The following is a 13,149-nucleotide window of genomic DNA, read 5'->3' on the forward strand; positions in this document are numbered from 1 at the left end:
AAATTTTACATGGCATTAGGAAAGATACTCTGGGTAGATGATGAAATAGAAAGTTTACAATCGCAGATCCTTTTTTTACAGAACAAGGGTTATGAAGTTAGCGCATTGACCAACGGGTTCGATGCAGTGGATTTCGTGCGCGATAATATCGTGGATGTCATTTTGCTGGACGAGTCCATGCCTGGTATTACCGGGCTGGAGACAATAGCCAAGATCAAAGAGATCAACCAGGGGGTGCCTATTGTGATGATCACTAAAAATGAGACGGAAAACCTGATGGACGAGGCTATCGGTAGTCAGATTGCAGATTACCTTATCAAGCCGGTAAACCCCAACCAGGTATTGCTAAGCTTGAAGAAGATCATCGATAATAAAAGGCTGGTAGCTGAAAAGACTACTACCGCTTATCAGCAGCAGTTTCGCAATTTATTCATGGCGCTCAACAGCAGCCCGGATTATAATGAGTGGATGGAGCTTTACAAAAAGCTGGTGTATTGGGAGCTGGAGATGGAGAAGAGTGATAGTCCGGAAATGCAGGAGATATTCCAATCGCAAAAGAGCGAGGCCAACAATGAATTTTTCAAGTTCGTGTCGAAGAACTATGCAAAATGGGTAAGCCCTAAATCTACCGAAGGACCGGTAATGTCGCATAACCTGTTTAAGTTTAAGGTGATGCCGCATGTAGAGAAAGGAGTGCCTACTTTTTTCCTGTTGATCGATAACCTGCGTTTTGACCAATGGAAAGCGATTCAACCCATTTTTGCGGAGAGTTTCCGGATACTGGAAGAGGAAAGTTTTTACAGCATTCTGCCTACTGCTACACAGTATGCGCGCAATGCTATTTTCAGTGGCTTGTTGCCGATGGATATTGAAAAGGCTTATCCGCAACAATGGAAGAATGATGATGAGGAAGGGGGTAAAAACTTATTTGAGGAAGAATTTTTCCGCGGGCAGCTGAAGCGCATGAAGCGTGATGATGTGCGCTTTTCTTATACCAAGATATTGAATAACCAGGCTGGTCAGGACCTGGTAAATAATATTCATAACCTGCTGACGAACGATCTGAACATTATCGTGTACAATTTCGTGGACATGTTGAGCCATGCCCGTACGGAAATGGAAGTGCTGAAGGAACTGGCGGGTGATGAAACCAGTTACCGCTCTGTAACCAAGAGTTGGTTTGAACATTCTCCCTTGCACCAGGCTTTAAAGAAGATCGCTGACAAGAAGATCAATATTGTGCTGGCTACAGACCATGGCAGTGTGCGGGTAAAGACACCGGCCAAAGTGATCGGCGATAAGCAAACGACTACCAACCTGCGTTATAAGCATGGCCGGAACCTGAATTATGAGCCGAAGGAGGTATTGGCTTTCCGTGACCCTAAAGAGGCGGGTTTGCCGGTGCCGACTGTGAATTCCTCGTTTATCTTCGCCAAGGAGGACTTGTTCCTCTGTTATCCGAACAATTATAATTATTACGTGAATTATTACCGGAATACGTTCCAGCATGGTGGCGTGAGCCTGGAAGAGATGATCATACCGGTGATCAAGATGACGAATAAGTAGTTGACAGGTTGAAAAGTTGATAAGTTGAAAGGGGGCGATTGTTGGTCTGGTTCTTGTTTGAGTAGTATGGAATAGATGGCTTTTTTGGCAATTATTGTATAAAAGTGGCTGATTTTCTGTCCACTGAGTGTGGAAAACATTAATAGCCCATAATCTGCGTAGAGCAGACATTTGGCTAATTTTGTTAGTGAACCCGGAGATACGTCTATGAAATATACCCAGAACACATTAGATAAGATTGAACGGATACTTGATGAAGTGGAATATGTGGTGCGCTATGAGCGGGGCAATTTCCAGAGTGGTTATTGTATCCTTGAATCAAAGCGGGTCGTTGTACTGAATAAGTTCCTGCAAATGGAGGGACGTATCAATACGCTCATTGATCTTATTCCCCAACTGAATATCGACCCGGAAATTCTTTCTTCTGACGTACGGAAGACTTATGAAGATGTGCTGGCCAGGCATGCAGCAGCAGAAAGATAGAAGTCGTATTTTTATCGCGTGAGTTATCCTTCTTTAAAAATCACTTTTTTAGGCACCGGCACCAGTAGTGGTGTACCCATGATAGCCTGCGAATGCCCGGTATGTCAGTCTCCTGACAAAAAAGACAAAAGGTTACGGTCAAGCATCCTGGTCCAATCGGCCACTACCACCGTAGCGGTAGATGCAGGACCGGATTTCCGCTACCAGATGTTACGGGCTAATGTAAAGCACCTCGACGCGATCGTTTTTACCCATCCCCACAAAGACCATATTGCCGGACTCGATGATGTAAGGGCTTTCAATTTCTTCTCTCAGCAGCCCATGAAGATATTTGCCAACGAGATGACGCAGGAGGTGATCATCCGTGAATTCCCTTATGCCTTTTATGAAACAAGGTATCCCGGTTTGCCGGAAATACATCTTAATACCATCGATCTCAGCCCTTTTACTGTTGGGGATATTCAGATAACGCCTGTACAGGTATGGCATTTAAAAATGCCGGTATTGGGCTTTAGGTTTGGTAAGTTTACCTACATCACCGATGCCAACAAAATTGAACCGGCAGAGATGGAAAAGATACGGGGTAGCGAGGTATTGGTATTAAATACACTTCGCAAAGAACAGCATATCTCGCATTACAGCCTGTCTGAGGGTATTGCAGTGTCCCAGGAGCTACAGATCCCACAAACTTATTTTACCCACCTTAGTCATCAGATGGGCAAGCATGCCGATGTAGAAAAGGAGCTGCCTGCAGGTATTCAAATTAGTTATGATGGCCTGGTGATAAATCTATAAATTATTTATCACGTATGTATAGGTGACCGGTTTTGTTAACGCTACCGGCTTCTTATATACTATGAAAAGCTTCCTGAAGGAATATTTCTCTTTTTCCAAGAAAGAGCGCACTGGTATCATCATGTTGCTTTTGCTGATACTTGCCACGATAGCACTGCCCTATTTTCTACCTGACCCTCCTGTTCAGGCTGATAAGACTTCTCTTGAAAGGTTAAGGCGTCAATTATCGCAATCGGCCACCACAGTAGATTCTGCTGGTGGTATAGGGTATCATTCCCGGTATAAAAAGGAGGTGGACGAAAGCGAACCAGGACAGGGCGTCTTGTTTGAGTTTGACCCCAATACGTTATCGTCCGAGGGGTGGGCACGGCTGGGCATCAGGGATCGCACGGCACTGACTATCCAGCGGTATCTGGCGAAAGGCGGGAGGTTTCGTCGGCCTGGTGACCTGCATAAGATATATGGCTTACGGAAAGACGAGGCCGACAGGCTGGTGCCTTATGTGCGCATTGCAGGAATTCAGGAAGCAAGGAGGAATTCTCCCCCAGCTGAGTTTGACGCTGATTCTCCGCCGGCATGGAAATACAAGCGGGACAATATCAACAAACTGGTTGTTATCGACATTAATTTGGCCGATACAACGGCTTTCATTGCTTTGCGGGGCATCGGCAGCAAATTGGCGAAACGAATCATTCATTTCCGGGAAAAGCTGGGTGGTTTTCATTCGGTGGAGCAGGTTGGGGAAACTTATGGGCTACCGGATTCTACCTTTCAGCAGGTCAGGAAATGGTTGTTGTGTGCTGCCCCTAACCTGCGTACCATTAATGTCAATACTGCTGATGCAGACCTGCTACAACAGCATCCTTATATTTCCTGGCCTGAGGCCAATGCTATTGTGCAATACAGGCTACAGCATGGGGCTTATGCATCGCTGGACCAATTATTGCAAATCAATATTATATCTCCTGTGCTCCTGGACAAGATAAAGCCATATCTGGCCGTTAAATAGGAGACAAAATATTTGTAATTATTTAGGGCTAACAATTGTTAGTTTATTAGAAATAGTACTATCTTAGCATTGAGCCTCTAAGTGATTCTTGCCAATGATTTTTATCTTATGAATTTCGAAACTTCTGAATTAACACAACAGGTAGCGCAGACAGCCCGGGATTTTGCACAGCAGCACATTAAGCCATATGTAATGGAATGGGATGAAACTCAGGAGTTTCCGCTCCAGGTGTTCCGCGAAATGGGAAAACTTGGTTTGATGGGTGTACTGGTGCCTGAAAAGTATAATGGTGCTGGTCTTAGCTATTTGGAGTATGTGGCCATCTTACAGGAAATCAGTAAGGTGTGTGGTTCTATTGGGTTAAGCGTGGCTGCTCATAATTCTCTTTGTACGGGCCATATCCTGGCTTTTGGGAATGAGGAGCAAAAGCAGAAATACCTTCCCAAGCTGTCTACGGCCGAATGGCTGGGCGCCTGGGGGTTGACTGAGCCTAATACCGGTAGTGATGCTGGTAACATGAAGACCACCGCCGTGCGTGATGGTGATCACTGGGTGCTGAATGGCACCAAATGTTGGATTACCCATGGTAAAAGTGGGGATGTGGCTGTAGTGATTGCCCGTACTGGTGAGCCAAGGTCTAAAGACAACGCTACTGCTTTCATAGTAGAGCGTGGGACACCGGGCTTTTCGGGAGGTAAGAAAGAAAATAAACTGGGTATGCGGGCCAGTGAAACCGCAGAAATGATCTTTGATAATTGCAGGATACCGGATACTAACCGTCTTGGTGAAGTAGGAGCGGGTTTTAAACAATCCCTGAAGGTGCTGGACGGTGGGCGTATTTCGATAGCTGCTCTGTCGCTGGGTATTGCGAAAGGCGCTTATGAAGCGTCTGTGAAATACTCCAAAGAACGTCACCAGTTTGACCAGCCGATCTCTAATTTTCAGGGCATTTCTTTCAAGCTGGCTGATATGGCCACGGAGATTATGGCGGCTGAATTACTAACCCTGCAAGCCTGTGACCTGAAGATCAGGGGGCAACAGATGACCAAAGAAGCGGCGATGGCTAAGTATTATGCCAGTGAAGTGGCTGTGAAAGTATCTAACGATGCAGTACAAATATTCGGGGGGTATGGTTATACCAAAGACTTCCCGGTTGAAAAATTTTATCGCGATAGTAAACTATGTACTATCGGTGAAGGCACCTCTGAAATCCAAAAACTGGTTATTTCAAGAGAGGTTTTAAAGCCCTGACAATTTTCGAAAGGTTGCTTGTCACGTCAAAGGTCCCGTTGGTTGCGGGGCCTTTTTTATTTGATTTATGTATAGGGCAATCTCTTGCAGTGGTAGTATTTGTGCTTTAACTTTACCACATGAACAAAGAAGTCGGCTATATACTCCGTGGCTTCTTACTGCTGCTGGTAATACTGGCTGGCCTTGGTTTTGTTCAGTTATTAACTTCCTCCGAGCGTCATCAACAGGTTGAAGAACTTCCCCGGGTTTTTATTACAAATGCCGATAATGCTGGAGAACCGCGTGTTTACAATGCCAAGGGTAAATGGCTGTTTGATCAAAACTGTGGAACTTGCCATAAGCTTGGCGAAACTGATGATGAGGTTGGGTTACCGTACATCGAAGACAAAATAAAGGATAAACCCCTTTTACGTGGTTGGATCAGGAATAGTGATTCTGTATTAAAAACCGGTAACCGGTATTTCAACGATCTGTACGAAAAGTGGAATAAGACACCAATGCCTACTTTCCCGCAATTGAGTGATGGGGATATCGATGAGATCCTTGAATACATCTGGCGGCACCGTAAGTAATGACTTTGCTTACCTACGGCATGAAATCATCATCGCTTTTCTTCGCATATTTGTCGAACACTTTATCGATGGCGCCACCGAAGATGGGGAATTTTTCTTTGGCAAAGTTCTTTATGATCTCAACGGTTTTGTAAGCCTGTTGTTCTGTTAATCCTTCGGCCATAAGTTTTTTGATCAGCTCGTCCATAGTCTGTAGAATTTAAGGTGAGTACTAAAAAACAGAGACACAAGGTATGTGTCTCTGAGTATGGATGTAATATGATTTGTAAAGCTTATGCTACTTTGAGCATGCTCATTTTGCTCTTGTCGAACTTCTTCTGGGCATATTCCAATGTAAGGTGGAAAACCTGCTGCTTGGAAGATGGCATTTCAAACATGGCGTCGGTCAGGATGCTTTCACAAATGCTACGCAATCCTCTTGCTCCAAGTTTGTACTCCAGTGCTTTGTCCACCATGAAGTCCAGCACATCTTCGTCAACATTCAGTTGGATATTTTCCAGTTCAAACAGTCTCTTGTACTGTTTGATCAACGCGTTCTTGGGTTCGGTAAGAATAGAACGCAGGGTGGGCTTATCCAGCGGATTGAGGTGTGTAACTACCGGTAAACGGCCTAGTAACTCAGGGATCAAACCAAACGATTTGAGGTCGGTGGCATTGATGTACTGCAGCAGGTTCTTTTTCATGTGCTCCTGCAGGTCCTTGTTTACATTGAAGCCGATAGCGTTGGTATTCACCCGGCGGGCAATTACCCTGTCGATACCATCAAATGCGCCTCCGCAAATAAAGAGGATATTCTGGGTATTGATCTTGATAAGCTTTTGTTCGGGGTGTTTACGGCCGCCTTGTGGCGGTACTAATACGTCAGTACCTTCCAACAGTTTCAACAGACCTTGCTGCACACCTTCGCCGCTCACATCACGGGTGATGGAGGGGTTATCGCCTTTGCGGGCAATTTTATCGATCTCATCTATGTATACGATGCCACGTTCTGCAGCAGGTACATCATAGTTACATACCTGTAACAGGCGGGTGAGTATGCTTTCCACGTCTTCTCCCACGTAGCCGGCTTCTGTAAATACGGTGGCGTCTACAATAGCAAAGGGTACGTTGAGGAGCTTGGCAATGGTTTTGGCCAGGAGGGTTTTACCAGTACCGGTTTCCCCTACCATGACGATGTTGCTCTTTTCGATATCTACATCGCCTTCGGCGCCTTTTTGCTGAAGTCTTTTATAGTGGTTGTAAACGGCTACTGCCATTACTTTTTTGGCTTCATCCTGGCCAATTACGTATTCATCCAGGAAGCGTTTTACTTCTACGGGTTTCTTTACGTTCAGCTTGAATGAAGGGGAGGCTGCAGGTGTTTCACTGCGGATCATGAGTTCCTGCTCGATGATCTCACGAGCATGTTCTACACAGTTCTCGCAAATATGTCCTTCCTGACCGGCAATAAGGATCTTCACCTCATCCCGGCTACGTCCACAAAAAGAACAATGTAAGGTTGTCTTTGCCATTATTTTATAAATCTCCGGCTACAAAGGTATTCAAAGGCTTTGCTAAATCCAATTAAATACCCTGTAGCCGGAATTATTGATACGTTAATAAGGGATAATGCTTATTAGCATTGATCCTTAGTAAGTTATATTTTATCGATGACCTTGTCCACGATACCGTATTCGATGGCTTCTTTGGCATCCATCCAGTAGTCGCGGTCGAAGTCTTTCATGACCTGTTCGAACTTTTTGCCGCAATTTTCGGCCAGTATACGGGCGCTAATCTCTTTTACGCGCTTGGTTTGTTTAGCCTGTATTTCCAGATCGGCACTAACGCCCTGGATATGACCTCCCAGGCTGGGCTGGTGGATCATTACTTCTCCATGGGGGTAAATATAGCGGCTGCCTTTTGCGCCACCGCTGAGGAGGATGGAGCCCATAGAGGCTGCCAGGCCCATACAAATGGTGCTTACGGGACTTTTGATCATTTTCATGGTATCATAAATCACCATGCCGCTGGTAACAATGCCACCGGGGCTATTGATATAGAATTTGATCTCTGTTCCGGGCTTATCGGCATCCAGGAGTAACAATTTGGCTGTTACATCGCGGGCTGATTTGTCATCTACAACTCCCCAAAGGTAAACGCTGCGGGTGTCGAAGAAATATTGTTCCAGCTTTTTGCTGAACATCATGAGGTCGGACTTGGGCTGCTCTTCCTTTTCTTCTTCTTCATCGTCCATGCGAAAGGGCATCACTGAATATTTTGAATAGTTCATATTTTAAGCTATTTGTGGTTAGTCTTCTTTTTTCTCTTTACGTGGGTTGATGAGCAACACTTCGTCTACCAGACCGTAATCTTTGGCTTCCAAAGAGGTGAGCCAGTAATCGCGTTCGCAATCTTTTTCTACCTGCTTAGGCGTTTTTCCGGTATGGTTGGAGATGATATCGTACAGGTTCTTTTTGATCTTCCTGATCTCGTTTACTGTAATCTCGATATCGCTTGCTTGTCCGCCGATAGCGCCACTGGGCTGGTGCAGCATCACGCGGCTGTGCTTCAGGGCAGTACGCTTACCCTTGGTACCAGCGCAAAGGAGTACGGCTGCCATAGAGGCCGCCATTCCGATACAGATGGTGGATACGTCGGGAGTAATGTATTGCATAGTATCGTAGATGCCGAGGCCTGAGTATACGCTACCGCCGGGCGAGTTGATGTACATCTGGATATCGCGGGTACGGTCGGTACTTTCGAGGAACAATAACTGGGCGGTTACGATGTTGGCTACTTCGTCGTTGATGGGGTAGCCAAGGAAGATGATCCGGTCCATCATTAGGCGGCTGTACACGTCCATTACGGCTACGTTCATCGGGCGTTCTTCAATAATATTGGGCGTAAGATTGGTTACCTGGTACTTTTGGTAATCATTCAACGTATTGCTGGAGATACCCCTGTGCTTCACCGCATATTTTTCAAATTCTTTGCTGAGGTTCATAGACTTTTCCTATTGATTTAGTGAGCAATTTAAGTCATTTGGCAAATCAATTACCGTGCTATATAAAAAATCGGACATTTCGACATAAAACAGGAGAGAGCCGAGGAGGATATCGGACATAATTGGAAAGGGTGGCAGCGAGGTATTTGTTGTAAAAGGCGGTTTTGTTGGTTGATGTTTAATTTATATATTTGTATTGCATTGGGCTGCGGCCCGAAGCCAACGCAGACGGGCGGTTACTCTTTTAAGGGTAATCGCCCGCCCTGTTTTATAAATAATGTAGCTCTTCGTATAGAGCATCATTGAAAATAGTTTCCCGGCTTACCTTAAATAAGTTTTTGCTTTTAGTAAATCAGAAATCCATTAATTCTTACATCTGGGTTTTTATTGCCAAAGACATCTGGCAGAAATTGTTGTCTCAGTTCAAATTCGTTTGCTGGCAGACAGGGTAATAGTTCAACGCTAATTCCATGGTCTGCTATCACTTTGCATACTTCCAGATTTTCTGGCAATTCATCTGCTCCATGCAATGGATGCAGGTCGACCCAGCCGCCGGATATGGATTCATAAACTCTTTCGTATTGTAATTCCATTCGCTGTAACTACTGTGTGAATATTGGTAGTTAAGCTTTGATCTGCATGGAGCTTGTTGGAGGGATTTCAAATATATATACAATCGGGTATTCCTGCAGGTAATGTTTAAGCAATCGACGAAACAAAAAAGCCACCCGGTAAACGGACGGCTTGGTATATTGTGAGGACTTTACCTATTAATGGTGGTGATGTTGATGCTTTTCCAGCTCTTTGGTAAACTCATCAACAGTTACTGGTTTTTCAGTAGCGTTGATCTGTGTTTCAGCCCAGTTGAACACCTTCTCTGTCTGGATGCGGTGGTATGCATCTTCAACGAACTTCCTGTCCTGCATCATACGGTTGATATAGTCGGCAACCCAAGGTTGTTCTTCACCGCCACCAGGCATGCCCATGTAGCTGAACAGCTGATTTTTAGCGAAAGCTTGCAGATCTTCGGGAGCTACATCGATATTGTTGTCGCGAACGAGCTTGTCGATGATCAGCGTCCACTTAAGTTGGTTGGCAAATGTGGGGAACTCATGTTCTGCTTCTTCAACAGACTTTGGCTTTTCTCCACCTTGTTGTATCCAACGTTTCAAGAATGTTTCGGGGAACTCGATCTTAGTATGATCCAGCAGTACGTGGTACAACTCATGTTGCAGGTGGTTGCTGCTTTGTTTGTCCCAGTATGATTGGATATCTGCTTTTACCGCATCGCGGAATTCAGCTTCTGTTTTAACGCCTTTGCCGGGTAAAGCTGCTTCGAAGAATTCTTCGTTGAGTTCAGCTTTTTCTACTAATCCTACTTTTGTGATGAGCATGTTGAAGAACTTGCTGGCAGCGGCTGTATCGTGCTTATCAAGGCCGAGGTCGCCCAATACCCACTCTCTTTCTTTTTCGTCAAACGCTTTGCTCAGTTGTACTTGAACGGCGTCGTCTTTCTTTCTGCCGAGGAGTGTTTTACGGAAATCTTCTGCAAAGTATTTTACCAGCAGGGAGTTGTCTTTGGTTATACCACCTTCTACTACATTGCCTTCTTCGTCAGTTTCTGTGAAGGTTACGTTCAGTACGTTGTCGTCGCCGGTTACAGTTTCGGGATCGGTCATTTTACCGTGACGCAGACGCAAGCGATCAACTTCTTCATTGATCATTTCGTCATTAATAGATACTTTATAAAAAGTAGCTTTTTCAGCGCCCAGGTTAGCAACCTGGAAGTCAGGCTTCAGACCTACTTCAAAAGCAAAAGCGTATTCGGAAGGTTCATTTACATTCAACTGATTGGGGTTGTTCTCCATCATAGGCAGGGGCTGGGCGAAGATCTCCAGCTTTTCGTTCTGCATATAATCAGTCAGTTGTTTTTCTACTGTTCGCAGGACCTCATCGGTGAAAACGGCCTGTCCGTGCATTTTTTTGATCATGCCGGTAGGCACCATTCCTTTCCGGAATCCGGGTATATTGGCAGTTTTGCTATAATTCTTCAGGGCTTTTTCGAAAGAAGGCAGGTAGTCTTCTTTGGCCACTTTAACAGTGATCCTGTCATTCAGCAGGCCTATATTCTCTCTGGTAACTGTTGCCATAGTGCTTTTTTTATTGGGGTGCAAAAGTACGGAAAAATCTGAAGTCCGGAGTTTGAAGTCAGAAAGTCAGGGAGTCTTAGGAGCGGAGTGCAGGGGTAGAGAGCCTGGAGCTGGGGCGGAAAACCCGAAAAGGGTCACGTGTCAACGTAGTGGCGTCGGCTTTATAGGTTCATTATCAGTGTGATAGCTATTGTTTACTCTTTATCCTGCAATACCAGGAGGGGGATTTTGGTTTCATAGGCCATGGCGGTAGTACGGCTTTTGGAGAAAATGCGCTCAAAAAAGGTATGGGTATGGGCTACCATTACTAATAGTTCGCTGGTGTGGTGCTGCAGGTAGTCGTTAATGCCGTGGGTAACGGACTGGTCGGTGACGTTCACAAATTCATGGTCCTGGTTGCTGAAGGCGCGTTCTGTGCTTTTGCGGCCCACCAATTCGTCCATTTTTACCACCTCTCTCTGTACATGTAGTATATGTACTTTGGCACCCAGTGTTTTGGCTATTTCCAATAGTGGACCGAAAAGGCTGCTGCTGGTTTTGTAGCTGAAGTCGCTGGCATAGGTAATATGCTGTACCGGTTTGTAGCCTGCATCGTGCGGGATGATCAGCACAGGTGTTCTGACTTTCCGGATCACATTGGTAGTGGTACTGCCAACGATCTTGTCGAGCCCGCCGGCGCCTTTCATGCCCATTACGATCAGGTCGATGGGTTGGTCTTTAGTGATCTCTCTGATCTCATCTGAAGCGATACCAATCCTTACCAGGGTGTCGACCTGTATTCCATAGGTACTCTGTAAATGATCTGCTTCCTTTTGCAGGAATGCTTCGTTTTCCTGTTGTACTTCGTCTGCAGTGACCATGACGTACGGCACCTCGCTTACTGGCGTGGGTAGCATGTAGGCGTGGAACAACAGCAGGCGCGCATTGAAGAGCCGGGCCAACTCTGCAGCATATACGGCGGCGTTACGGGAAACCGGCGAAAAGTCTATTGGAACGAGTATCGCTTGCATATTGACAGGTTTGTATAAAGTTACCAAAGGTTGATTGGTAAAATGCATAAAAACAATGCCAGCAGATACCTTATATTTCTATATTAAAGCTTCTTGTGACAGGTGATATAATATGAATAATGCGTTCGGCGAGCCAAAGCTCTTTTATATCTTCTAAGGTTAAGAGGATTTGTTTATTGGAACGCCTATCGAGGTTTTGCAGTACAAATAGTCCATCACCCGCATCCTTAATTGCCAACCATCCCATAACAACTTTTGATTGGTGAACGACTGTATATAATCCATAGTTAATTATATGTAAAGGCGGGTAAAGTTCTATTTTGTTGCATATAAGAAAATCACCTACGATCTGTCGCACCATGGAATCCTTTTTTACTTCAAAAACCCGGTATTGTTCACCCTGATCAGTAACATCTGGTAAACGTACTTGTGGCAGGTTGTTGATAAAAGTGGGGTCTTGAAAGCGGGATGGATATGCTTTTTGTGCTATGACAGAGACATAGGCAATTTCGCCAGGCCGGTATGGTGAAATTTCTTGCGGGTGATCAGTATAATTATAAGGAGTGTCGCTTTCCTGGACTTTGTGACCATAAATAAGTTCACTGATTTGTATGTCGAGTATTTCTTCAAGTGCTGTAATGACTTGTTCTTTATATACGGGGAACTCACCTGCTTCCAGTTTTTGATATTGCCTGGTTGAGTAATGGCTGAATCGCTTGTTGAGCATGGCAGCCACCTTCTCCTGTGTCCATCCTTTGTCTTTTCTTGCTTTCTTAATGAGAGCAACTGCGTTTAATTCACTCATTTCTGAAGGCTTATAAAAAAGGCGAACAAAAAGTTCGTGAATGAGTCATATTTGACCTATGTTTGTGTATAATTGTTCGTGTTTTATTATCAGGTATAAAATAAAAACATAATTACAGTATGATTATCTCCCCAAAAGCAATCGATGCATTGAAGCGTAACTACAAATTGAAAGGGTTAGTAGCCATCGCTCACGGATGTACAGTGCAAACCATCGAGAGATGGATCAGAAAAAAGAGTATTAAACATCTTACAGCTGCAGCGGTACTTCACATGGATATCATAAAGGAGCACACTGGTTTCAATACTGATGACATCCTGGTTGCATGATCTACAAATTCATTCATGGGTGCTGCAATGAGTTGAGCAAAGCACTTCACTTATCCTCAAGTAGCGAACTCCAGGACTTATCTTTTTCATCTCTTTGCCAAGACTCAATTTTGTGCTTTTAGAACGGCTTGTAAGGATTGCCTTTAAAATACTATTTCGCTTATAGGCAAAATTGGCTGTCTAATTACATGTCTTT

General features: G+C 44.7%; 15 protein-coding genes. 7 read left to right on the plus strand and 8 right to left on the minus strand.

Annotation, left to right across the window (positions count from 1 at the left end; translation table 11 throughout):
• Positions 1–9: 9 nt before the first annotated feature.
• The 6 genes from porX (at position 10) to AC5JBY_RS08490 (ending at position 5,676) form a co-directional block, all read left to right on the plus strand.
• Positions 10–1,566, plus strand: coding sequence for a T9SS response regulator signal transducer PorX (gene porX, locus AC5JBY_RS08465; protein ID WP_495904136.1), 1,557 nt, complete (start codon positions 10–12; stop codon positions 1,564–1,566).
• Between the two features lie 207 nt (positions 1,567–1,773).
• The gene (locus AC5JBY_RS08470) at positions 1,774–2,049 is read left to right on the plus strand and encodes a hypothetical protein (protein ID WP_495904137.1); all 276 of its coding nucleotides are present in this window, start codon (positions 1,774–1,776) and stop codon (positions 2,047–2,049) included.
• 18 nt (positions 2,050–2,067) lie between these two features.
• Entirely contained in the window at positions 2,068–2,844 is a 777-nt protein-coding gene (locus AC5JBY_RS08475; protein ID WP_495904138.1) for an MBL fold metallo-hydrolase, read from the plus strand.
• A gap of 61 nt (positions 2,845–2,905) precedes the next feature.
• Complete coding sequence (locus AC5JBY_RS08480; protein ID WP_495904139.1) at positions 2,906–3,853, plus strand: ComEA family DNA-binding protein; 948 nt, start codon at positions 2,906–2,908, stop codon at positions 3,851–3,853.
• A gap of 108 nt (positions 3,854–3,961) precedes the next feature.
• The gene (locus AC5JBY_RS08485) at positions 3,962–5,104 is read left to right on the plus strand and encodes an acyl-CoA dehydrogenase (RefSeq protein WP_495904140.1); all 1,143 of its coding nucleotides are present in this window, start codon (positions 3,962–3,964) and stop codon (positions 5,102–5,104) included.
• A 119-nt stretch (positions 5,105–5,223) separates the two neighbouring features.
• Entirely contained in the window at positions 5,224–5,676 is a 453-nt protein-coding gene (locus tag AC5JBY_RS08490) for a c-type cytochrome (RefSeq protein WP_495904141.1), read from the plus strand.
• Positions 5,677–5,689: 13 nt separating this feature from the next.
• On the opposite strand, the gene AC5JBY_RS08495 is transcribed toward AC5JBY_RS08490, so the two are convergent.
• From AC5JBY_RS08495 to AC5JBY_RS08530, 8 genes are all read right to left on the minus strand, one after another.
• Entirely contained in the window at positions 5,690–5,863 is a 174-nt protein-coding gene (locus AC5JBY_RS08495) for a hypothetical protein (RefSeq protein WP_495904142.1), read from the minus strand.
• A gap of 85 nt (positions 5,864–5,948) precedes the next feature.
• Entirely contained in the window at positions 5,949–7,187 is a 1,239-nt protein-coding gene (clpX, locus tag AC5JBY_RS08500; protein WP_495904143.1) for an ATP-dependent Clp protease ATP-binding subunit ClpX, read from the minus strand.
• A 125-nt stretch (positions 7,188–7,312) separates the two neighbouring features.
• Complete coding sequence (locus AC5JBY_RS08505; protein ID WP_495904144.1) at positions 7,313–7,945, minus strand: ClpP family protease; 633 nt, start codon at positions 7,943–7,945, stop codon at positions 7,313–7,315.
• Between the two features lie 18 nt (positions 7,946–7,963).
• Positions 7,964–8,659: a ClpP family protease gene (locus tag AC5JBY_RS08510; protein ID WP_495904145.1), complete on the minus strand. Its 696-nt coding sequence runs from the start codon at positions 8,657–8,659 to the stop codon at positions 7,964–7,966.
• Between the two features lie 344 nt (positions 8,660–9,003).
• A complete protein-coding gene (locus tag AC5JBY_RS08515; protein WP_495904146.1) occupies positions 9,004–9,252 on the minus strand; it encodes a hypothetical protein in 249 nt (82 codons plus the stop codon).
• A gap of 177 nt (positions 9,253–9,429) precedes the next feature.
• Positions 9,430–10,809, minus strand: coding sequence for a trigger factor (gene tig, locus AC5JBY_RS08520; RefSeq protein ID WP_495904147.1), 1,380 nt, complete (start codon positions 10,807–10,809; stop codon positions 9,430–9,432).
• 194 nt (positions 10,810–11,003) lie between these two features.
• Positions 11,004–11,819, minus strand: a complete 816-nt coding sequence (locus AC5JBY_RS08525; RefSeq protein ID WP_495904148.1) for a universal stress protein — start codon at positions 11,817–11,819, stop codon at positions 11,004–11,006.
• A gap of 70 nt (positions 11,820–11,889) precedes the next feature.
• Positions 11,890–12,624 carry a helix-turn-helix domain-containing protein gene (locus AC5JBY_RS08530; RefSeq protein WP_495904149.1) on the minus strand — a complete coding sequence of 245 codons (735 nt, stop codon included), beginning with the start codon at positions 12,622–12,624 and terminating at the stop codon, positions 11,890–11,892.
• Positions 12,625–12,743: 119 nt separating this feature from the next.
• Here AC5JBY_RS08530 and AC5JBY_RS08535 point away from each other — a divergent pair, with 119 nt between their 5' ends.
• A complete protein-coding gene (locus AC5JBY_RS08535; RefSeq protein ID WP_495904150.1) occupies positions 12,744–12,953 on the plus strand; it encodes a hypothetical protein in 210 nt (69 codons plus the stop codon).
• The last annotated feature ends 196 nt before the right edge of the window (positions 12,954–13,149 follow it).

Source organism: Paraflavitalea sp. (assembly GCF_059502485.1).

What these genes read in the sequence shown, in the direction of transcription:
- porX (WP_495904136.1), top strand. Translation starts at nt 10, where the DNA reads ATGGCATTAGGAAAGATACTCTGGGTAGATGATGAAATAGAAAGTTTA.
- AC5JBY_RS08470 (WP_495904137.1), top strand. Translation starts at nt 1,774, where the DNA reads ATGAAATATACCCAGAACACATTAGATAAGATTGAACGGATACTTGAT.
- AC5JBY_RS08480 (WP_495904139.1), top strand. Translation starts at nt 2,906, where the DNA reads ATGAAAAGCTTCCTGAAGGAATATTTCTCTTTTTCCAAGAAAGAGCGC.
- AC5JBY_RS08485 (WP_495904140.1), top strand. Translation starts at nt 3,962, where the DNA reads ATGAATTTCGAAACTTCTGAATTAACACAACAGGTAGCGCAGACAGCC.
- AC5JBY_RS08490 (WP_495904141.1), top strand. Translation starts at nt 5,224, where the DNA reads ATGAACAAAGAAGTCGGCTATATACTCCGTGGCTTCTTACTGCTGCTG.
- AC5JBY_RS08495 (WP_495904142.1), bottom strand. Translation starts at nt 5,863, where the DNA reads ATGGACGAGCTGATCAAAAAACTTATGGCCGAAGGATTAACAGAACAA.
- clpX (WP_495904143.1), bottom strand. Translation starts at nt 7,187, where the DNA reads ATGGCAAAGACAACCTTACATTGTTCTTTTTGTGGACGTAGCCGGGAT.
- AC5JBY_RS08505 (WP_495904144.1), bottom strand. Translation starts at nt 7,945, where the DNA reads ATGAACTATTCAAAATATTCAGTGATGCCCTTTCGCATGGACGATGAA.
- AC5JBY_RS08510 (WP_495904145.1), bottom strand. Translation starts at nt 8,659, where the DNA reads ATGAACCTCAGCAAAGAATTTGAAAAATATGCGGTGAAGCACAGGGGT.
- AC5JBY_RS08515 (WP_495904146.1), bottom strand. Translation starts at nt 9,252, where the DNA reads ATGGAATTACAATACGAAAGAGTTTATGAATCCATATCCGGCGGCTGG.
- tig (WP_495904147.1), bottom strand. Translation starts at nt 10,809, where the DNA reads ATGGCAACAGTTACCAGAGAGAATATAGGCCTGCTGAATGACAGGATC.
- AC5JBY_RS08525 (WP_495904148.1), bottom strand. Translation starts at nt 11,819, where the DNA reads ATGCAAGCGATACTCGTTCCAATAGACTTTTCGCCGGTTTCCCGTAAC.
- AC5JBY_RS08530 (WP_495904149.1), bottom strand. Translation starts at nt 12,624, where the DNA reads ATGAGTGAATTAAACGCAGTTGCTCTCATTAAGAAAGCAAGAAAAGAC.
- AC5JBY_RS08535 (WP_495904150.1), top strand. Translation starts at nt 12,744, where the DNA reads ATGATTATCTCCCCAAAAGCAATCGATGCATTGAAGCGTAACTACAAA.